Source organism: Salinimicrobium sp. 3283s (genome assembly GCF_039602225.1).
Classification (GTDB): Bacteria; Bacteroidota; Bacteroidia; order Flavobacteriales; family Flavobacteriaceae; genus Salinimicrobium; species Salinimicrobium profundisediminis.
This window is the reverse complement of record NZ_CP143631.1, coordinates 2506712-2527600: the sequence shown is the minus strand read 5'-3', so window position 1 is coordinate 2527600 and position 20889 is coordinate 2506712. Positions and strand designations below refer to the sequence as shown.

The following is a 20889-nucleotide window of genomic DNA, read 5'->3' as shown; positions in this document are numbered from 1 at the left end:
TAGCTCGATATTAATCATCTAAGAAAATGAAAAAGGCAATTTTACTTTCGCTAACCATCTTTATTAGTTATAATGCTACTTCGGCAGATATCATAGGGGATAAAGAAATTTGCTCCATTCAAAAAGATTCTTCAAAGGCTGGTCAAAATGTTGCTTACCAATGGGGGAAGATGGCTCTAACTGCCACCGCAAATGACACCGAAAAATTCAATCCCCGGCCCACAGTTACTTCCCGGTATTTAGGATTGATATTTACTTCAGTTTTTGACGCCTGGTCGAGATATGATGAAAAGGCCATTCCGGTCTATTTGACTGGCGCTGAAAGAAGGCCCAGTAATGAGCATAGCCTTAAGAATAAGGAAATCGCTATAAGTTATGCAGCTTACAGGGCCATGAGTGAGTACTATTATTCAGATGTGAAGCTGTTCACCAATTTCATGCGGGAATTGGGTCTGGACCCAAATAACAATTCTTTAGATCCAACTACCCCAGAGGGTATTGGAAATTTGGCTGCAAAAGCGGTCATTGAAGCCAGAAAAGGAGATGGCTCCAACCAATATGGAGAAGAAACCGGCTCAAACGGGACAGCTTATTTTGATTATGTCAATTACAAGCCCGTGAATTCTCCAGATGAAAACGTTGACCTCAACAGGTGGCAGCCCAAGTACTTTTCAGATGGTAAAGATGGAAAGTTTGCTCCGGGATGTTTAACACCTTTCTGGAATAAAGTTAAACCTATTGCCTTACAATCGGCTGACCAGTTTCGCCCCGGTCCGCCACCATTAATAGGTTCAGAACAATTGGAAAAAGAGGTGAAAGAGGTGATTGATTTGCAGGCAAACCTTACAGATCACGATAAAGCATTAGTAGAGTTTATGCGGGATGGGCCACAATCAGTTCAGCAGGCGGGGCATTGGCTAAAATTTGCTCAGGAGGTTTCCCTTCGGAATAATAATAGCCTTGATGAAGATGTGAAAATGTATTTCTATGTACAGGTGGTTGCGATGGATGCTTTTATAGCTTCCTGGGATGCAAAAATGTTCTATGATTCTGCCAGGCCAAATGCGTTGGTACATCATTATTACAAAGATCAAAAGATAAAAGCCTGGGGCGGACCAGATAAGGGTTTTACTGAATTAAACGGCACCGAATGGAGACCCTATTCTCCCGACACTTTTTTATGCCCTCCTTTTCCTTCCTATGTTTCGGGTCATAGCACTATTAGCGGAGGTTGTGCTGAAGCTCTAAAACTGTGGACAGGAAGTGATGAGTTTGGATCTGAAGCCACACTGGTTGCAGGCGCGATGACGGAACCTGAGCATTTAGGAGATACTGTCACTTTAAAATTCCCAACTTTTACTGAAACTGCTGAAATGGCAGGTATTTCAAGGGTTATGGGAGGATACCATATCCAGTCAGATAATATAGCCGGATTGGAACTGGGAAGAGATGTGGCCCGGGAAGCCTGGAAATTCTACAAAAAACACATTGGTGAAGTTGTATATTAAAAACAAAGAGGTTTACAAACCGGAACTTCTCTTTTCAAAAATAAGATTTGCTAAATTTTGCTGTCGTTGAGCATTAATTTGATTCAATGCTCTTATTGAGCACGTGATTTTTTTTAATAGATGTTAATTTAGTCAGATGGTTAAATCTCAGGATTAATATTTAGATTCCTTTCGCACAAAATAGCGCATTCTTTTAAAAGGCTAAATCCCTGTATAATTGCAATTTAGCACTTCATAAAAATAGTGGTAAAAAAGATTTGTGTTATATTTACACTTCACCTGCCAATTCAGTGCAAATTTATTTAAATCAAGATGAGTAGAATAAAAATTTTATCGGCTGTAGTGCTGCTATTAATGGCATCCAATATGACATGGAGCCAGACATTAAAACTTAATGACCTGGAGTATTTTGAGACACAAGGGGTCAATGTTCTTGTTTACAATAACCTTTTTACAGGAGGGTTTAATGATGAAAAAACCGCCGGAATCGAGCTCATTCACCATGGCGTAAGAACAGCTCAAGGTGGAGCAGTAAGGCTTTCCAATACTCCCGAGCAGTGGGACCTCGTTCCCAGTATACCTACGCGGAAGGTAAACCGTGCTTCTAATAGTATTGAGTCTGTTCTTAGCTATGATGATTTTGATTTTGAATCTAGAGTAGTGGTTACTGCTAAGGGTAAAGGTGTGGAAATTTCGGTTTACCTGGACAAACCAGTTCCTAAAGAGCTTGAAGGAAGCGCCGGGTTCAATCTAGAGTTTCTTCCCTCGCAATACTGGGCTAAAACCTACTTAATGGATGAGCGTATCAACCGTTTTCCCCGTTACGTGGTTGGTAACACTGTTACTAGACCAAATTCGGAAAAGCTCAAACAGTATAAAGGTTATGAAACCTACGACGACAGAGGTACCGGAGAATTCATCGATGTGCTGCCTCTTGAAACAGGGCGCACCTTACTTCTTGCCCCCGATGAACCCGAACGCATGGTAAAGATCACTTCGCAGGATGCCGATCTAATGCTTTTTGACGGCCGGGTACTTGCTCAAAACGGCTGGTTTGTGGTTCGGAGTTTGCTACCGGCAGGAAAAACCGGTAAAGTTTTAACCTGGACAGTAGAACCAAACGCCATTAACAACTGGGTAAGAGAACCGAATATAGGTTTTTCACAGGTTGGATATCTTCCCTCCCAGCAAAAAGTTTCAGTCATTGAACTCGACAAAAAAGCTAAACCGCTTGAGAAAGCATCTGTTCATAAAATAGATGAGAACGGCAAAACTACCGAAGTATTTAATGGCAAAATAGAACCATGGGGTGACTACTATAAATATCACTATGTGAAATTCGATTTTTCTTCAGTTAACACTCCGGGTATATATTATATCCAGTATGGAGACACTAAAACAAATAACTTTATAATAAACAAAAGCGTTTACGATAAAATTACTGACGCCACCAGCGACATTTGGATTCCAATACACATGAACCATATGTTCGTAAAGGAAGGATACAGGGTTTGGCACGGGGAACCTTTTAAAGATGGATATCTCCAGGCTCCTCCAAATACCGATCATTTTGACCTTCATGATCAGGGACCAACAACCGATACCGAATATGAAGCCCTCGAATTGATCCCAGGACTGAACGTAGGTGGTTTTTTTGACGCAGGAGATTTTGATATCGAGACGCACTCCAATATTAGTGTGGTGCAGAACTTTGTACAGACCTGGGAATCTTTTAAACCCTTACGCGACCAGACTTTTGTTGATCAAGAAGCACGGCATGTTGTTCTTCATCGCCCAGATGGAACTCCAGATATACTCCAATTTATAGAGCATGGCACCCTTAACCTAGTGGCGCAGGCTGAAATTATTGGACACATGGCGCAGACACTTTCCAATTCGGTACTCTATAATTACCATCACCTGGGAGATGCCGCCTCATTAACAGACGGACTTCCATACAATGCTGAACTTGGCCCTTACGAAATAGCTGCTGATGGTGAGTCGAGCGGAGTTAAAGATGATATGTGGGCTTTTACCAGCCGCAATCCCAGTCTGGATCTTAGGGCCGCAACTGTGTTTGCTGCAGCAAGCCGGGCACTAAAAGGTTATAATGACGATCTTTCAGAAAGAGCACTATTTCAGTCCAAGAGGCTGCTGAAGGAAGCAACAGAATTGATTGCCAAACAGCCACAGGACAGTACGGGTAGGGAGTGGGCATCTGTAGCAGATATTTCAACTAATCTTCAGCTTTATATCTCAACAGGAGAGCAACAATATAAAGATAAATTTCAGGAGCTTTTGTGGCCTGCCCTAGACCGGAATGTTAGTTTTGTAATACTGACTGCATTACACGGGATACCGCACATGGAAGCATCTTATAAGGAAAAGCTACGACCATATGTGGTGAAATACAATGAATATATTGCCGGGCTTGAAGACGATAACCCATACGGAGTACCTATTGGTCTTGGTAACTGGGCAGGGAGTGGATTCATAGTAAATTTTGGTACTACCATTAGTTTTGCCAATGAACATTTCCCGGATATTATCGATGACAAGCATGCATATAAAGCGACGGACTGGTTATTTGGCAACCATCCCTATCACAATTATTCTTTAGTGGCAACAGTGGGTGCAGCACGTCCCAAGGAAGTATTCTATGGCAATAACAGAGCAGACTTTTCATTCATACCCGGCAATGTTGCTCCGGGTATTTTATTTAGAAAACCAGACCATTTTGAAAACTATGACGACTGGCCATTCCTGTGGGGACAAAACGAGGGTACGATTGGCGGAAACACCAGTTATTTAATCTTTGGGTCAGCTTTTAAAAATCTGGTAATAGACAAAGATTAGATATATAAGTCTATTCAAAAACTGATAAACACCTTATAATAATTAAGCGCAAGCAGTAAGTTTTAAATGTAACTTACAACTTGCGCTTTTTCTTTTAGTTAGCAACATCTTTTAAAAAGATATTGACTTCTGGTTTGCCTCTCTTTAATCTTCAGCTCCTGCTTTGAGAAATTTATTTACTTCAAGCCAGTAAATAAAAGCATCAAACCAGCGATTGCTCGTGCGGTCAGGATTTCCAAGGCCGAATCCATGCCCTCCGTTCTGGTAGAGATGGAATTCAACAGGTATTCCGGCTTTATGCCAGGACTCAATCAAGCCAAACTCTCCATTAAAGAGAAAATCATCAGCAGCAATTACGTTGAACATTGGAGGAGCATTTTCCGGCACCTCCACTTCGTTCAAACCACCATAAACAGGCCCAATGAAAGCAAGATCCATAGTTTTTGAATTTAATGTAGAATGCATTGTAAGACCTGCACCGGCCGAGAAGCCAATCATTCCTATATTGGTAGTATCCACACCCCATTCTTCAGCACGTTCAACGATCATGGCATAAGCCGCCTCGGCATCTTCAAGTTGATTGTCCAGGTTCCATCGCGGACGCTCAGGTCGTGCTGCGGGTTCCCCATCTCCTGAAGCTTCCGCAGGAGGTGTCATAGGGCGATTCATCCAGGCACTAAAGTCATCAAGGGATTCGGGAGTTGGGTTCAGCCGGTATTTTAAGACAAAGGCGGCGATTCCTTTTTCGGCAAGGGCTTCAGCAACTTCCCAGCCTTCATTTCCCATAGAAAGCCATCTAAATCCGCCTCCGGGAGCCACAATAACTGTGGTACCTGTAGCTTTATCTGGATCGGGTAAAAAAGGGGTAAGCGTTGCAGTAGTAATATTTCGCGCCATAGGATCGCCCCATTGTCGAAACCATGTTTCCTGAGCAGGCTGATCTTCCACACCCCCGGTTCCTAACGGAATGGCATTTGGTTCTTTGGGATTTTCCATTGGGTAAATTGTACCATCCTGGGCCCATCCCGATGCTGTAAAGACAAAGACAAATGTCCACATGGCAGACCTGAGAAATTTAATTGGTGAATAAGTCATAATTATTGGTTTTAAGGTTAATAATCTAAAATCTATATTATGGTTGTTATTATTCAGTTTCACCTGTCATTTAACTTTCACCTGGCTTAAATTTCTCAGTCCACTTCACTTTTCCTTGAAACATGAAAATTATTCCCCGCTAAAGAATATCATTACTGCAGCCACTATTATTAGAATGATAACAGATACAACAATGTCCTTCCAGTTGTAACTATTCTTATTGTTCTTTTTCTCTTCCTCAGATATCGTTTGAAAAGTGAGATTATCTGTCTTCTCTTCAGGTGGAGCAGCAGTTAGATGACTCACCACTACGATTAGGATAATACAGAAGAGGAAAAACCATGCTCCAAAGGAAAGGAAATTACTTCCTCCCAAAACGTACAGGTAACCGTCTGGATCAAGTGAGTCTTTCATGATCTCAAGAACAATGCGTATCGCACCAACAATAAGGCCCGTTATTAAAGTTACAAAAGCTCCGGTTGCATTAATTCTCTTGTAGAAAATTCCAAGGAGAAAAACTGCGGTAATGGGAGGAGCAATATAAGATTGTACACTTTGTAGATATTCATACAGCACACCAGAAATGTTAGCCATAATTGGTATCCAGATAATTCCGATAATTACAATTACAACGGTAGCTATCTGGCCTGTTCTTACCAGTTTCTTCTCTGGGGTATTAGGCCTAAGCTTCTTGTAAATATCCACAGTGAAAAGCGTGGAACAGGAGTTAAATACCGATGCAAGAGAACTCATTAGTGCTGCCAGCAATCCTGCAGCGACCAATCCTCTTAAACCAGATGGTAACAGGTTACTCATTAAAACAGGAAAAGCCTGGTCTGGGCTATCCCAGTGAAGTTCTCCTCTCATTTTAAGAGTAAGTGCAATAATCCCGGGAATAAGAAATAAAAATACCGGCAGTAGTTTTAAAAGTGCCCCGAAGATCGTTCCTCTCCTACCCTCTTTAATATTCCGGGCAGTAAGAGCTCTTTGAACGATATATTGATCTGTACACCAATACCAAATCCCAACAATTGTACTTGTGATCAACAATGAAGGCCATGGGAAATCAGGATCTGTAGCAGGGCGCCACATATTAAAATATTCGGGACCTACAGTGTCTACCATACTCCCCCAACCTCCAACTTTATCGAGACCGATAAAGGTTAAAGCTGCTGCTCCAAGAACAAGAATGATAGCCTGCAGGGTCTCAGTGTAAACAACGGCTCTCATGCCGCCAAGTACTGTGTAAATACCCGTAAGGATTACAGTAGAAAGGGCTCCTGTCCAAAAATCTATTCCCAATAGCGCCGAAACCACAATTCCTCCTGCATAAATAGTTACAGAAATTTTAGTAAGAACGTATGCTATAATTGAAAAAATAGACAGCACCCAACGAGACCTTGCATCAAATCTTTTTTCAAGAAATTCGGGCATTGTGAACACCCCGCTTCGGGCATAGAAAGGGAGGAATACCCAACCAAGAATAAGTACCACCCAGGCCTGTATCTCATAGATCAACATGGGAAGTTTATTTCCGGCACCGGCCCCTGCCAATCCCACTACGTGTTCAGAACCTATGTTTGATGCAAAAATGGAAGCCCCAACAACAAACCAACCCACATTCCTTCCTGCTAAAAAGTAATCCTCTGTATTAGATTGTTTCTTTTGAATTACCCATACGGCAATCCCCAAAAGAATAGCAAAATAAATACCGATCGAAATCCAGTCAAAAGTATCTAATGTCTGCATATTATTTTACTGAAAATTTAAAGGAAGTTTTTGAAGTATATGTATCTCCCGGTTCAAGGATTACCGACGGAAAATTTTCCTGATTTGGCGAATCTGGATAGTGTTGTGTTTCCAGACAAAAGCCACTCCTCTTTTCATAATTCCCTTCCCCATACTGAAGCGGTAAAGTTCCATCCAGGAAGTTTCCTGAGTAAAACTGGATTCCGGGTTCGGTGGTGTGTACCTCCATAAAACGACCACTTGCCGGATGGTATGCAGAAGCAGCAAAACGCATCCCGCTATCCTGCTCATTCAGTACCCAGTTGTGATCATAACCTCCGGCTCTTTGAAGCTGCTCATTGCTTGCTTCTATATCTTTTCCTGCTTCTTTCGGCTCTCTAAAATCAAAAGCTGTGTTTGCAACATCCTGTAGTTCTCCTGTAGGGATTAAATTTTCAGTAACAGGTAAATACTGGTCTGCATTGATCTTGATTTCATGATCAAGAATAGATTCAGAAAAATCTCCTGATAGGTTGAAATACGCATGTTGAGTTAAATTAACCACCGTTTTTTTATCGGTAGTTGCTTCATAGTCCACATCGAGAGAATTATCATCATTCAAAGTATAGGTAACAATAGTCTCAAGCTTACCGGGGTAGCCTTCTTCCATATCCTCACTCACGTAAGACAGCTTAAGCATCCTGGGACCCGCCTCTTCTACAGTCCATATTACTTTATCAAAGCCTTTTTCCCCACCGTGTAAATGATTTTGTCCGTCATTTTGTGCAAGTGTGTATTCCTCACCATCAAGGGAGAACTTTCCATTTGCGATCCTGTTACCAAAGCGGCCAATTAAAGCTCCAAAAAAGGGATTATCTTCAAGATATTGTTCCAGCGAATTAAATCCCAGTACAACATCTTCATAATTTCCTTCTGCATCTGGCGCCGTTAGAGAAGTGATTCGCCCCCCATAGGTGATGATATTCACTTCCATTCCGTTTTCATTCCTAAGGGTGTATTGTTCAACCTGCTCACCATCGGGTGTTGTGCCAAAATCCTCTTTCAAAACTTCCTGATCTACCTTAGTAGTATCCTCGTCTAAAGTTTGAGTTTCTTTATTTTCATTTTTGCACTGCACGAATGCAAGGGCTAAAATCAATAACCCACAGCTTAAAAAACTTCTTTTTACAGTATTCATAATTGAGTTGGTTTGGTTCTACATCCCGTGTTGAAACAGGTGATAATAAACTTCGTTAGCGTTGATTTTATCTTTGAATTCCCGAAAATTTGTCTTTTCATCTATCACCAGTAATTCAATACCGGCAATGTCTGCAAAATCTTCAAGAAATCCTGTAGTAAGAGCCTGAGTGTAAACAGTATGATGAGCGCCCCCGGCAAGTATCCAGGAGGTTGCAGCAATGTCTAGATCTGGTTTTGGATCCCAAAGCACCCGTGCGACAGGTAAATTTGGTAGATCTGCTTCAGGTTTTACGGCCTCCACTTCATTTACTATTAATCTGAACCTGTTGCCCAAATCGATCAAGGAAGCATTGAGTGCAGGGCCTTCAGGGGAATTGAATACCAGCCTAACCGGATCTTCTTTCCCGCCAATTCCCAGCGGATGTACTTCACAGGAAGGTTTAGCATCGGCAATAGTGGGACAGATCTCGAGCATGTGCGACCCCAGAACATAGGATTTCTGCGGACTAAAATGATAGGTGTAATCTTCCATAAAAGATGTTCCCCCCTCAAGACCTTGGGTCATTACTTTCATGGCTCGCAGAAGCGCAGCTGTTTTCCAGTCTCCCTCGGCTCCAAAGCCGTAACCATCGGCCATTAAACGTTGTACGGCAATTCCCGGTAATTGTTTCAGTTCTCCTAAGTTTTCAAAAGTATCGGTAAAAGCTTTAAATCCGCCTTCTTCTAGAAATGAACGAAGGCCAAGTTCAATTTTTGCAGCTTCTTTTAACGAGTCTCTTTTCTCGCCATTCTTCTGAAGTTTTTCTGAAAGATTGTATGAAGATTCATATTCTTCCAGCAGTTTGTCAATATCTGCATCTGAAACTTTATTGATATGTGCTACCACTTCCGAAGAATCATAACCATTAACTGCCATTCCAAATTTCATCTGGGCTGCCACTTTATCACCTTCAGTTACAGCAACCTCGCGCATATTGTCACCAATTCGAGCCACTTTAAGGTTCTGCAGTTCATCCCAACCCAGTACCACTCTGCACCAATTGCCAATCTTTTGCTGTACGCGCTCTTCCTGCCAGTGGCCTACGATCACCTTTCTCTTTTTGCGCATTCTGGACATCATAAAACCGAATTCCCGGTCTCCGTGTGCAGACTGGTTCAGGTTCATGAAATCCATATCGATCTTTCCCCAGGGAATCTCGGCGTTGAATTGTGTATGAAGGTGGCAAATAGGTTTCTTGAGAATACTAAGGCCTCTAATCCACATTTTGGCGGGGGAAAAAGTGTGCATCCAGGTGATGATACCAATACATTTTTTCTCGCTGTTGGCCAGCTGGAGAAGGTCTGTGATCTCATCGGGCGTCTTTACCGTCTCTTTGTGGACAATTTTTAATGGGATCTTATTTGATCCATTAAACCCATCAACTATGGCTGCGGAATTCTTTGCGACCTGGTTAAGAGTTTCTTCCCCGTAAAGGTGCTGACTCCCGGTTACAAACCAAATTTCCTTTTCTTCTGTACTGATCATTTATTCTGAATTAGGGGTTTTTTATATTTCATTAAAAAGACCTCACAGGTTTTAAAAACCTGTGAGGTCTGATTCGTTTAATTATTTCTGACCGTAATAGGCATTTTTGCCATGTTTACGTTCGTAGTGTTTTTTAATAAGTGAGTCCTTTAGTCTTGGGGCATCGGGATTTATCTGAAGTGTCAAAAATGCCATTTTTGACACCTCTTCCAAAACCTTGCTGTTGTACACCGCTTTGGCTGCATTCTTGCCCCAGGTAAATGGTCCGTGGTTTCCTATAAGCACCATTTGAACTTCTTCATAAGACAGGTTTTTATCCCTGAAGCAGTCCAGGATCTGTATCCCGGTATTGTGTTCATAATTCCCTTCAATGAGATCATCCCGCATTGGCGGAGCACAGGGAATATCGGTGGTTAAATGGTCGGCGTGAGTAGTTCCAAAGATTGGAACATCTCTTTGCGCCTGCGCCCATGCTACCGAGTAGGTTGCGTGGGTGTGTGCCACTCCGCCAATTTCCTTCCAGTTCTTATATAAGAAAGCGTGAGTTTTAGTGTCTGAAGAAGGCCTCATTTCCCCCTCAAGGACATTGTTATCAAAATCGAGGATCACAATATCTTCAGGTTTTAGATCTTCATAGGGCACGCCGCTGGGCTTAATCGCAAAAACACCTTTTTCGCGGTCTACGGCACTCACATTTCCGAAGGTATAGATCACGAGATTCAATGCATTGAGCTGCATATTGGCCTCATAACATTCCTGTTTCAATTCCTGATAAATAGAACTCATTGTTGGTTTATTTTTCTGGTTGCACTTTTTTCGGCAAAGGCGCCCAATTCTTTGTACTCCTGCATTAATTGGGCATAGATTTTCACCTCCTCTTTCTTCGGAAGATATTCTGCTTCAAAATCACTGCCCAGGGTTTTACTGGCTTCGATCACGTTTGGATAAAGACCTGCAGCAACAGCTGCATAAATGGCCGCCCCAAGGGCAGGTGCTTCATCTGAAGCTGCTACTTTAATTGGCATATCCAGCACATTTGCCAGGGTTTGCATTATAAAAGGGGATTTTCTCGCCACTCCTCCAATTCCTATCACACTATTGATCTTCACGCCTTCTTCTTCAAAACGGTTGACAATCTCTTTAGAACCGAAGCAAATTGCATTGATCAAAGCTTTAAAAATATGGGGGGCTTTAGAACCTAAAGACAGGTTGGAAATGGCACTTTTCAACTCCTGATTGGCATCGGGGGTTCTTCGGCCGTTGATCCAGTCAAGGGCGATTGGCAGGCTCTCAAAAATGTCAATTTTCTCTGCCTCTTCAGAAAGTTTCCTGATGAAGTTCTTTTCGGCTTCTGCCTTTAGTTGCTCTTTTTGTTCTTCAGAAAGTATATCCGAATTATAAATAAGATTATCCAGGGGCCAGGAAAGTACATCCTTGAACCACGCCAGCACATCTCCAAAAGCGGACTGCCCTGCTTCGAGACCTATCATTTGCGGAATTACCGAACCGTCTACCTGCCCACAAATTCCTTTTACAGTTTTATCTCCAACGTTTTCTTTGGAAGATATAATAATGTCGCAGGTGGAGGTTCCCATTACCCGAACTAAAGTGTGTTTATCGATCTTAGCACCTACAGCGCCAGAGTGTGCATCAAAAACCCCTACTGCAATAACACAATCTGTACTTAATCCTAATTTTTGAGCCCATTTGGCACTTAAGTTCCCGGCAACCTCATCGGAGGTGTAGGTCTCGTTGTATAATCTTCCGCGAAGCTCACCTAAATAAGGGTCCAGCCTGTTGAGGAAATCTTCGGAAGGAAGTCCGCCCCAGCTTTCGTGCCACATAGCTTTATGCCCGGCAGCACAGCGGCTTCGTTTGAATGACTGCAAATCCTGATCTTCAATGAGCATAAAGGTCATAAGATCACAATGCTCCATCCAGGAATAAGCTGCATTTTTAACCTTTTCATCTTCCCTGATGACGTGGGTGATCTTCGCCCAAAACCATTCGGAGGAATAAATTCCTCCTTCGTATTTGGTATAATTCTCTCCTCCCCAATTCTCTGCCAGCTCATTGATCTCATTAGCTTCCTTAATGGCAGTATGGTCTTTCCACAACACCATCATAGCATTGGGGTTCTCTTCAAAACCCTGCACAAGTGCCAATGGAGTTCCTTCTTTAGTAACTGCAATTGGGGATGAGCCAGTGGTGTCTATGCAGATCCCTTTTACAGCCTGGCCATCAATTCCACTTTTTTCTACAACTCCTTTAATGGTTTTTTCAAGACCTTCAATATGATCTAAAGGGTGTTGCCGGAATTGATTTATCGCTGCGTTACAGTATTTCTGCTCCTTCCATCGTGGGTAATAATAAGTATCTGAGGCCAGTTCCTTCCCGTTTTCGGAGTCCACCAAAACAGCTCTCACCGAGTCGGTTCCATAATCAAGGCCTATAACATAATTCTTCATCTTAATAGTAATTGCTTAAAACAGATACTCAAATATAAGTTTCTTTTTGATTAAGTGTCATTAAAACACTTATGAATAATTAACAAAATTTTAAATTTAACAATCTTGCCAGAAAAATCTTCGTACTCCCGACTTAAAAACTCTATTAATATTCTACTTTTCGGGTTAGTCCTGTTCTTTATCCTTTAATAATCTAACATCGTAAATTCCTGCAGTACGCGAACCTGGGACTGCTTCAAATCTCAGCTTTAAGATACCATCGCTATTTTTTACCACTCCGGCAGGAAGTTTATAATCCTTTTCAAAGAACCTGTTTCCCTCCAGGCCATAAAAACTTTCTTCGGAAATGAGTTCGTCATTAATGAAGATTTTAAAATTGCGCCCTTCATCTCCTCCAAAGTAAGTGATCCTAAGTTTTCGTGCCTGTTTCTCCTTATCGACCAGGTTATAACTGAACCAGCCTTCTGCATCTCTCCAGTGCCTATCCCGATGCGTGCCGATGTTTGAATTCTGGCTTTCTATAAAATGATCGGCCTCCGGTTGTTGTTCGCCGGGAGCGACCCTGTCAATGGTTAAGGCCGCCAACATCTTTTCTTCCTCCTCCTTTTTCTCCAGTTCCTTCCTTATCTTCTCCACCCCTTCAGTAGTTTCCAGAGGAAGATAAATGGCATACCGGGAGTCATGGAGCTTGTAAAATGGTATGAACTCCAGGTCTTTAAATTGATTAGGATATAAAACCTCTGACGCCGAAAATGTCAGTTTTTTACCAGGCACTTTCTTCACCAGGGTTTCAACCTTTTCAGTTTCATCTGAAATAAAATAAGGCACTTCTGAAAGCGGAATGATCTCCCCGGCTGCAATATGACCTCCCCTACTATCATCGGCAAAAAGTCCATCCATATCCTGATCGCCTGTTTTAGCTGCCAATACAATGGGGCCGTATTTTAAAGCCTTGTAATCTGAACCATCGGGAAGTCTTTCAGAAGTAAGATGCATGGGCAACTTCACATCGACCCTGTCACCATCTTTCCATTTTCTTTTAATGCTGAAGTAATTCCCGGAAGTTGTATTCACCTCAAACGGTTTTCCATTTACTTCAACGTTGAACTCCCCCTGCGAAATCCAGCGTGGATATCTTATTTTTAAGTTTAATTCCTTAGGATCTTTAGTCTCGATGAGAAATGATGTGGACTCTTCTTCAGGAAAATTGGTTCTCTGAGTTAATGAAAAATCCTTCTCCTCCCAATTGAGAGTAGAAGGAATAAATAGATTCACATAAAGCTCATTTTCAGAATAGGCATATATGAATTCATTGTACTTGCCATGGTTTTCAATACCAGAGCCTACGCAACACCAGAAACTGGTTTCCGGCTGAGAATACACCCGGTAGTGTCCCGGACGCATAGGGGTGAAATAGACAAACCCTCCTTTTTCGGGATGTTGAGACGACAAAATGTGATTATACAGACCTTCCTCGTAATAATCTAAATATTTCTCCAAACCTTCTGCCTGGAAGAGCTTTTTGCTCAATTTGAGCATGTTGTAAGTATTACAGGTTTCGGGTCCCTGTACGTCGGTAATCATTGAAGCAAAATCGGTAGTTGGATGAAAATGTTCCCTTACACTATTCCCTCCAATAGCAACAGAGCGCTCTTCTACAACATTCTCCCAAAAATATTTAGCGGCCTCATGGTAATCTTCATCACCTGATATTGCAGCAACTGTTTCGAACCCAATAACCTTGGGGATCTGCGTGTTTGCATGCATCCCGTTTAAGACATCATTCTCCTGACTTAAAGGATCAAGCAATGCCTTCTGAGAAAATTGCCTGGCCAGTTCCAGGTATTTTTCCTCCCCTGTCAATTTAGCCACATCTGCAAAGACCTCATTTAATCCACCATGTTCGGAGATAAGAAGGGACTGGATCTGTTCATTTGAAAGGTTTGCAGTAAGATCGATCATCCAGTCGGTAAAATCGATGAGCATTTCCTTAGCCAAAGGATTTCCTGTATGTTGATATGCATCGAGTAATCCTGCGTAGGTTTTATGGATGTTATAAAGAGGCACCCACCTGTTATTCAGACTAAAACTAGCCGGCTTGAGTTCACCAGATCTTATTTCTGCCCATAACTCTTTACTTCCCGGAACACCTCCAATATAACCGGTGCCGTAAGCGTCCTGCGCACGTTTGAGTTCAGCAAGCATATATTCTAATCTTTCATATGCCTCTTCACTACCTGCAGATGCATACATTTGTGCCAGGGCAGTAAGATAATGGCCTCCAATGTGACCATCCAACCCGGAATTTTCCCAATTGGTATAGCTTGTAGTCTTTGGTTCCAAGCCCGCTTCCCGTAAAAAGGGCGCCAATAATTTATCTGGCTCCAATTCGAGAATGTAGTTGAGATCTGTAAGCATTGCCTGTTTAAAAGGCCCTTCTCCCAGCTCTACGTCCTGAAGCTTAAAAAATTTAATGTCGCTCTTACTTTGAGCCCAGACATTAGGTCCAAAAGCAAAAGCTATTAGAAGCAAATTGAAAAGAATGTGGTGCTTGTGATCTTTAATCATCAACGCAGGTTTTTAGATTGTTAAATTATTTTTTTGAGGAAAGCACTACAACTGAGAAAGGAGGTAAGACCATTGATAGTTTGCCATTTTTCAGGTTGAAATCTTTAAAATCCTTAATAGTAATTTTATCAGGGTCATCAAAAGTATTATGATCCTGGATTTTTCCTGATCGAAGGATTTGTCCCTGCATTTTCTTCACATCCATACCTTCCAGATCAATTTCAACCTTATGTTCCTTTTGGGCATCTATATTGACGAGAGAAATGTTCGTGCTTCCCGCCTCACTTTTAGAAGCCGAAACAGAAATGGCCGGTAAAGATTCCCCGTTGAAAGTGTACTCAGGAGAATCAAAAGCCACCGGAAGCAACTTAGCATCGTGGTGCACTGTATACATTTTGAAAACATGATAAGTGGGGGTAAGGATCATTTTCTCCCCTTCGGTAAGTATTTGTGCCTGCAAAACATTCACAGTCTGGGCGATATTGGCCATTTTTACCCTCTCACTATGATTATTGAAGATATTCAAAGTTGCCCCTGCAATCATTGCATCTCGCATGGTGTTCTGCTGATAAAGGAATCCCGGATTGGTACCTTCTTCTACTTCGTACCAGCCACCCCACTCGTCTACTGCTAAGTCTATTTCATTTTCAGGATCATATTTTTCCATAACCTCTATATGCCCGGCCACAAACTCATCCATTTTAAGAGCTTCCTTCATACTCTTAAAATAGATATCTTCAGTATAATTTGTGGAAGGTCCTTTCGCTTTCCAATCAATTACAGCATAATGATGCAATCCTACTGCTTCAATAAGGGATTTTGGCACCTCCCGCATTAAGACCTCGGTCCAATGATAATCATCACCTGTGGCCCCTGCTGCAATTCTATAAAGATTTTCATTATTTTCTGAGGCGTTCATAAAAGTAGCGTACTGCTTATATATATTAGCGTAATATTCAGCGGTCATATTACCGCCGCAGCCCCACATCTCATTTCCAATTCCCCAAAATTTCACATTCCAGGGTTCTTCCCTTCCGTTTTCCTTTCTCAGTTTAGCCATAGGGCTACCTGCAGGATGGTTGGTATACTGTACCCAGTCGGCGAAATCCTTTACTGTTCCGCTACCAACATTTCCTGATATAAAAGGCTCGGCTCCCAATTCTTCACACAGATTTAAAAAGTTATGGGTTCCAAAGCTGTTGTCTTCGGTTACCCCACCCCACCAGGAGTTTACCATGGTTGGCCTTTCTTCTTGTGGACCAATTCCATGCTTCCACTGATAAGTATCTGCAAAACAGCCACCGGGCCACCTGAGGTTCGGGATTTGGATTTCCTTTAGGGCTTTAATAATATCTGCCCTAACTCCTTCTTTATTTGGAATTGCGCTGGTGTCCCCAACATAAAATCCGTCGTAGATAGAGCGACCGAGATGTTCAGCAAAATGACCATAAATGTGCTTGCTGATCTTTGGGGCATTTTGGTCTTCACGTACGGTAATCTTCGTTTCCTGTGCAAATACCACCGACTGGCACATAAAAAGAAAAATAAATAGGCTACTAATTTTTTTCATGATTTACTGTTTAATTTTTTACTACTCAAAAGTCACTTCTCAAATATTTCAGAGCTGAATTAATATGTCTTTATCCCAAAATTTCCAATCAAATTTATTGGAGTATATATCTCATATAAGCTTCTCTTCAGGTGTACTACATTTTATTTTTGTACACAACACATTGAGCTTTAAAGATCCACCTGAAGTTTTTCACCATGATACTTAATATTTTTTGAGGTAGATCCCTGTTTTTCTCCCACCAATTTAATATTAAAAACTCTCTCCTTCAGCATGCCCTCAAATTCACCTTTACGGGGATGAATTATTAACTGTTTTTGTTCATCCTTCCATTCAAACTTTATTTCAGAATAGGCACCATCTTCATAATTGTAATTATCATTTTCATCCTCATATAATATAAATTCACCATTTGCGCCCGGATATACTTTAACTTCCAGATTATTCCAGTCATGTTGAGTAGCATATTGCACTTTTGGTCCTATAGGAAGGATGGAACCTGCACGAACATATAGTGGCATAACATCTATTGGTGTTTCCTTTTCGATACGTTTTCCTCCATTGAACTTTCTTTCGTCCCAGTAGTCGTACCAAATGGCACCAGCAGGAAGGTAAATGTCCTTTGACTTCACTTCTCCAAAATTTTCTGATTTGTTTACTGTGTACATGGATCTCGTGACCGGGGCTAAAAGAATGGATTTTCCAAACATATATTGATCGTTTAAATCATGCACCTTACTGTCACCAAGAAAATCCATTACTAAAGCCCGCATCATACTTGAATTATTATGAGTAATATCCCAGGCAGAAGAATAAATGTAAGGCAGTAGGCTATAACGCAGGTTTATAAACTTTTCTAATGCATCGTAGATGTCATCCCCCTTTTTTCCAAACTGATAGATCTCTCTTGGTGCATCTGCACCATGGGAACGCATCATTGGAGTAAAGGCTGCAAACTGGAGCCACCGGGCATATAATTCCCGATATTCAGGATCCTCGAGCTTGTCCTTGAATTTACTAAGGAAGAAACCTCCAATATCAGTATTCCAATAAGGTATTCCTGTAAGTGAAAAGTTTAAGCCGGCCGGAATTTGTTCCCCCAGGGCATCCCATGAAGCAGTAACATCTCCAGACCATGTGTTGGCCCCATACCGCTGTTGTCCGGCGAAAGCTGAACGTGTCAAAATAAAAACTCTTTTATCTGAAGTTTCTTGTCTCTGATTTTTATAAACTCCTCCCACACTTAACACGGGATAAGCATTACGAACCTTTCTAAAAGAGCCTAAATGAGTCTGAATATCCAGATCCTCAGGTTTAAATTCAAGATGATCGGGCTCTGTTGAATCCATCCACCATCCATCGATTCCCAGGGAATAAAGACCCTTCCTTAAATATTTCCAGTAAATATCTCTTGCCTCTGGATTGTAAGCATCATACACCCTTACGCCAGATGGATAATTCATATCTGGTGGCCATGTATCTTTTCCTGATAAAGGCCAGGTTTGAAATTCAAGAAGATCATTACCTGCTTTTAAATCTTTATAGGGTTGGGTCTCAGGACCAAAAGATGACCATATGGAAATAATGATATGAGCATTAAGATCATGAATTTGATCAATCATCTTCTGTGGCTCAGGAAAATTGGGATTTAAAAATTCCATAGCATTCCAATGATAGTTGTCTCCCCAATACTGCCAGTCCTGGATAATACCATCTAAAGGAACATTTAATTCCCGATATTTTTTGACTACCCCAACTGTTTCTTCCTGGCTCTTATATCGTTCTTTACTCTGCCAATACCCGAATGTCCATAATGGAAACATAGGCACTTCTCCCGTAAGATGTCGCATATTTGCGATTACCCCATCAGAATTTCCTCCGTCCATAAAATAGTAGTCAATCCCATCTCCAACCTCGGATTCAAATTGGGTCCTTTCAATATTATCCCTGAAAGTAGTAGGTGAATAATTATCCCAGAACAACCCATATCCTTTAACCGATTGAAAAAAAGGCACGAAATCCCAGGTGTTACCCTGTATCATTTTAACTTCCTGATTTCTCTGTGACATTTTTCCATTCTGAAGGATTCCAAGTCCGTATATAGCTTCCTCTGGATCTAACTTAAAAGATTGTGAAACGCTGTAAGTATCCTCCCCGGCATCATTGAATTTCACGAATGAGGCACTAATCTCCTGCAGGAGCACCCGCCCCCCTAATCTTTTAAAGGTAATATTCCCATTTCTAAGATCTAGTAGCACCTCAAGATCTTTTGAGCTTAAAGAAACATAATCACCCTTTTCCCTTGTATTGAAGCTTACATCTTCCGGATCCATAATTACTGAAAGACTTTCTTTTTTATAGGAAGATCCCTCAGGGTATTTAATTACCCGAACCAAGTCGGGCTTAAAAAATTGTATCTCAACCTCAATCGAGTCAATAGTTGCAGATATCCCACCTTCAGTTTCTTGAAATGATTGCGCTACAACTCCCCAACATGCCAGGAGACCAATAAAAAAACTAGAACAGATCTTCATATCTAAATTTAATTACTTTAAAATGCACTGAGCAACCTTGCCCTGTGAGAAACTTGTAGCGCAATATTCTAATAATTGAAGGCTAACACTGCGAAGCAATATTTTATTACATTTTTATTATTACTCAGGTATTGCATCATTAGCAGATGTTGCATACAAGCCTAACAATGCCCCGGTAAAACCTCCCGCAACATTAGTAGACAGAATATCTCCGGACACTGTACCACCTAAATTCTGAAAATCTTCTCCTTTCAAAGCATAACTGAACTGATAGTCATCTTCTTCTGCTTCTACTCTCAGCTGAACCTCATCTTTATATTCAATTTCCTTACTGGCCAGTATTTTGGAAGAACCTTTTTCAGTCCTCTCCAACACTAAATAAAATTTGTTGTCTTTCCTGGTTACACCAAATACATAATTAAATTTTTCACTTTGAACAGCTGTGATACCGGCTAAATCTTTTTCAGACTTTGGCTTGTAACTCATAGTAGCAGTAAAGGAAAAATCTTTGTGCTGTTGACGATGAAAAAGTGTAGAGGTAGGTTTAACTTCCTTTATATTGGTTTCAAAAGGGTTAATTTGAAGACCTTTTTTGGTAAACTTAATGAAATCTTCACGAGGCCCTCTTAATCCAACCCAACGGTAATCTAATTTATCAGAACTAAAGTCCTCGGTATAAGTAAAGTTTCCATTTGGGAAATAATCACCTTCTCCGGTTTTATTTTCAACACCTTCCGGCATTTTAAGTTTTGGTTCCATGGGAACAAGACCATTTATAAAAACAGGAAACTTTCCAGACCAGTCTACCGGTAAAATAAAAGTTTCTCTTCCGGTATTTACCCTACCTTTTTCATTTGGGCGTATTGCTAAAAATACCCCCCAGTATTCACCATCGGGTCCTTCAACCAAATCGGCATGTCCAGCCCAGTCTACTTTGTAATCCCGGTTTTGCGAAAGATATCTTTGTGTTAGGATTGGATTTGAGGGTGCAGGCTCATAAGGTCCCATTGGCTTATCACTTACAAATATCACCTCACTATGCCAACCTCCTGTACCACCTTCGGCACACATTAGATAATAAAGACCATCTTTTTTATAGATATGAGGAGCTTCAATCCAGATGGGTTTATCTGCAAGATTGACTCCTCCATCTACAATTATCTTATCAGTTCCCTCAATCACCTGATCTTTTTCCAGATCATATTCCCAAATTTTAATCACGCGATGCCCCTGGTATAGTTCTTCTCCCTGGTTTGGAGCATCATTATGGACTACATAAGCCTTCCCGTCGTCATCAAAAAAGATCGCCGGATCTATACCCTGAAAGTTCAATTTGTACGGATCGCTCCAACCTTGCATAGGATCTTTGGTTTTAACCACAATGTTTCCAAAACCACCGGCAAACTGGGTGGTGATCATATAAAACGTATCATTGTGAGGGTTATACCGAATATCCGGAGCATAAATTCCCGCACTTATACCTGTATCAAATACTTTTAACTGTGTTTTTCTATCCAGAACGTGGCCAATTTGCGTCCAGTTCACCAGGTCATTTGAATGGAAGATTGGCACCCCCGGAAAAACAGCAAAGGATGAGGAAACTAAATAGTAATCATCTCCTTTTCGGGCAATTGCCGGATCTGGATACATTCCCTGTAAAATAGGATTATAGAATTCATCCTCCTCCAAAGGATTCTCATTATACACATCATCATTCCCTTCATAAACCACTTTGGAAAATACAGGTACATTTTTCTGCGCACTACAGCCGGTAAAGACAAAAAGGGCTAAGAGAATGGTGATTAAGAACGGTTGATTTTTTTTCATTTTAAATATT

Annotated in this window: 12 protein-coding genes; 2 read left to right on the top strand and 10 right to left on the bottom strand. The window is 41.3% G+C overall.

Features of this window, described 5'->3' with window-relative positions:
* Nucleotides 1–26 precede the first annotated feature (26 nt).
* Together VS868_RS11170 and VS868_RS11165 are read left to right on the top strand one after the other, a co-directional pair.
* The gene (locus VS868_RS11170) at nucleotides 27–1508 is read left to right on the top strand and encodes a vanadium-dependent haloperoxidase (RefSeq protein ID WP_345597505.1); all 1482 of its coding nucleotides are present in this window, start codon (nucleotides 27–29) and stop codon (nucleotides 1506–1508) included.
* Nucleotides 1509–1820: 312 nt separating this feature from the next.
* On the top strand, nucleotides 1821–4364 hold the full coding sequence (locus VS868_RS11165; RefSeq protein ID WP_345597503.1) for a glycoside hydrolase family 9 protein: 2544 nt from the start codon (nucleotides 1821–1823) through the stop codon (nucleotides 4362–4364).
* 144 nt (nucleotides 4365–4508) lie between these two features.
* Here the strand turns inward: VS868_RS11165 and VS868_RS11160 are convergent, their stop codons facing one another.
* The 10 genes from VS868_RS11160 to VS868_RS11115 all read right to left on the bottom strand — a co-directional run bounded on the left by VS868_RS11160 (nucleotide 4509) and on the right by VS868_RS11115 (nucleotide 20879).
* Nucleotides 4509–5459: an alpha/beta hydrolase gene (locus VS868_RS11160; RefSeq protein ID WP_266067798.1), complete on the bottom strand. Its 951-nt coding sequence runs from the start codon at nucleotides 5457–5459 to the stop codon at nucleotides 4509–4511.
* A 129-nt stretch (nucleotides 5460–5588) separates the two neighbouring features.
* Nucleotides 5589–7208, bottom strand: a complete 1620-nt coding sequence (locus VS868_RS11155; protein ID WP_266067799.1) for a sodium:solute symporter — start codon at nucleotides 7206–7208, stop codon at nucleotides 5589–5591.
* Nucleotide 7209: 1 nt separating this feature from the next.
* Entirely contained in the window at nucleotides 7210–8385 is a 1176-nt protein-coding gene (locus VS868_RS11150) for an aldose epimerase family protein (RefSeq protein ID WP_345597498.1), read from the bottom strand.
* A gap of 18 nt (nucleotides 8386–8403) precedes the next feature.
* A complete protein-coding gene (araA, locus tag VS868_RS11145; RefSeq protein ID WP_345597496.1) occupies nucleotides 8404–9912 on the bottom strand; it encodes an L-arabinose isomerase in 1509 nt (502 codons plus the stop codon).
* Between the two features lie 81 nt (nucleotides 9913–9993).
* Nucleotides 9994–10698, bottom strand: coding sequence for an L-ribulose-5-phosphate 4-epimerase (locus tag VS868_RS11140; RefSeq protein WP_345597494.1), 705 nt, complete (start codon nucleotides 10696–10698; stop codon nucleotides 9994–9996).
* Nucleotides 10695–12380 (bottom strand): ribulokinase, encoded by a 1686-nt coding sequence (locus VS868_RS11135; protein ID WP_345597492.1) that lies wholly within the window; start codon nucleotides 12378–12380, stop codon nucleotides 10695–10697. Before VS868_RS11135 ends, VS868_RS11140 begins: the two co-directional genes overlap by 4 nt.
* 165 nt (nucleotides 12381–12545) lie before the next feature.
* Nucleotides 12546–14948 carry a glycoside hydrolase family 127 protein gene (locus tag VS868_RS11130; RefSeq protein ID WP_345597490.1) on the bottom strand — a complete coding sequence of 801 codons (2403 nt, stop codon included), beginning with the start codon at nucleotides 14946–14948 and terminating at the stop codon, nucleotides 12546–12548.
* Between the two features lie 25 nt (nucleotides 14949–14973).
* Nucleotides 14974–16518, bottom strand: a complete 1545-nt coding sequence (locus VS868_RS11125) for an alpha-L-arabinofuranosidase C-terminal domain-containing protein (protein ID WP_345597488.1) — start codon at nucleotides 16516–16518, stop codon at nucleotides 14974–14976.
* Nucleotides 16519–16688: 170 nt separating this feature from the next.
* On the bottom strand, nucleotides 16689–19052 hold the full coding sequence (locus VS868_RS11120) for a TIM-barrel domain-containing protein (RefSeq protein WP_345597486.1): 2364 nt from the start codon (nucleotides 19050–19052) through the stop codon (nucleotides 16689–16691).
* A gap of 120 nt (nucleotides 19053–19172) precedes the next feature.
* Nucleotides 19173–20879, bottom strand: coding sequence for a glycoside hydrolase family 43 protein (locus VS868_RS11115; protein ID WP_345597483.1), 1707 nt, complete (start codon nucleotides 20877–20879; stop codon nucleotides 19173–19175).
* Between the last annotated feature and the right edge of the window lie 10 nt (nucleotides 20880–20889).

What these genes read in the sequence shown, in the direction of transcription:
- VS868_RS11170 (WP_345597505.1), top strand. Translation starts at nt 27, where the DNA reads ATGAAAAAGGCAATTTTACTTTCGCTAACCATCTTTATTAGTTATAAT.
- VS868_RS11165 (WP_345597503.1), top strand. Translation starts at nt 1,821, where the DNA reads ATGAGTAGAATAAAAATTTTATCGGCTGTAGTGCTGCTATTAATGGCA.
- VS868_RS11160 (WP_266067798.1), bottom strand. Translation starts at nt 5,459, where the DNA reads ATGACTTATTCACCAATTAAATTTCTCAGGTCTGCCATGTGGACATTT.
- VS868_RS11155 (WP_266067799.1), bottom strand. Translation starts at nt 7,208, where the DNA reads ATGCAGACATTAGATACTTTTGACTGGATTTCGATCGGTATTTATTTT.
- VS868_RS11150 (WP_345597498.1), bottom strand. Translation starts at nt 8,385, where the DNA reads ATGAATACTGTAAAAAGAAGTTTTTTAAGCTGTGGGTTATTGATTTTA.
- araA (WP_345597496.1), bottom strand. Translation starts at nt 9,912, where the DNA reads ATGATCAGTACAGAAGAAAAGGAAATTTGGTTTGTAACCGGGAGTCAG.
- VS868_RS11140 (WP_345597494.1), bottom strand. Translation starts at nt 10,698, where the DNA reads ATGAGTTCTATTTATCAGGAATTGAAACAGGAATGTTATGAGGCCAAT.
- VS868_RS11135 (WP_345597492.1), bottom strand. Translation starts at nt 12,380, where the DNA reads ATGAAGAATTATGTTATAGGCCTTGATTATGGAACCGACTCGGTGAGA.
- VS868_RS11130 (WP_345597490.1), bottom strand. Translation starts at nt 14,948, where the DNA reads ATGATTAAAGATCACAAGCACCACATTCTTTTCAATTTGCTTCTAATA.
- VS868_RS11125 (WP_345597488.1), bottom strand. Translation starts at nt 16,518, where the DNA reads ATGAAAAAAATTAGTAGCCTATTTATTTTTCTTTTTATGTGCCAGTCG.
- VS868_RS11120 (WP_345597486.1), bottom strand. Translation starts at nt 19,052, where the DNA reads ATGAAGATCTGTTCTAGTTTTTTTATTGGTCTCCTGGCATGTTGGGGA.
- VS868_RS11115 (WP_345597483.1), bottom strand. Translation starts at nt 20,879, where the DNA reads ATGAAAAAAAATCAACCGTTCTTAATCACCATTCTCTTAGCCCTTTTT.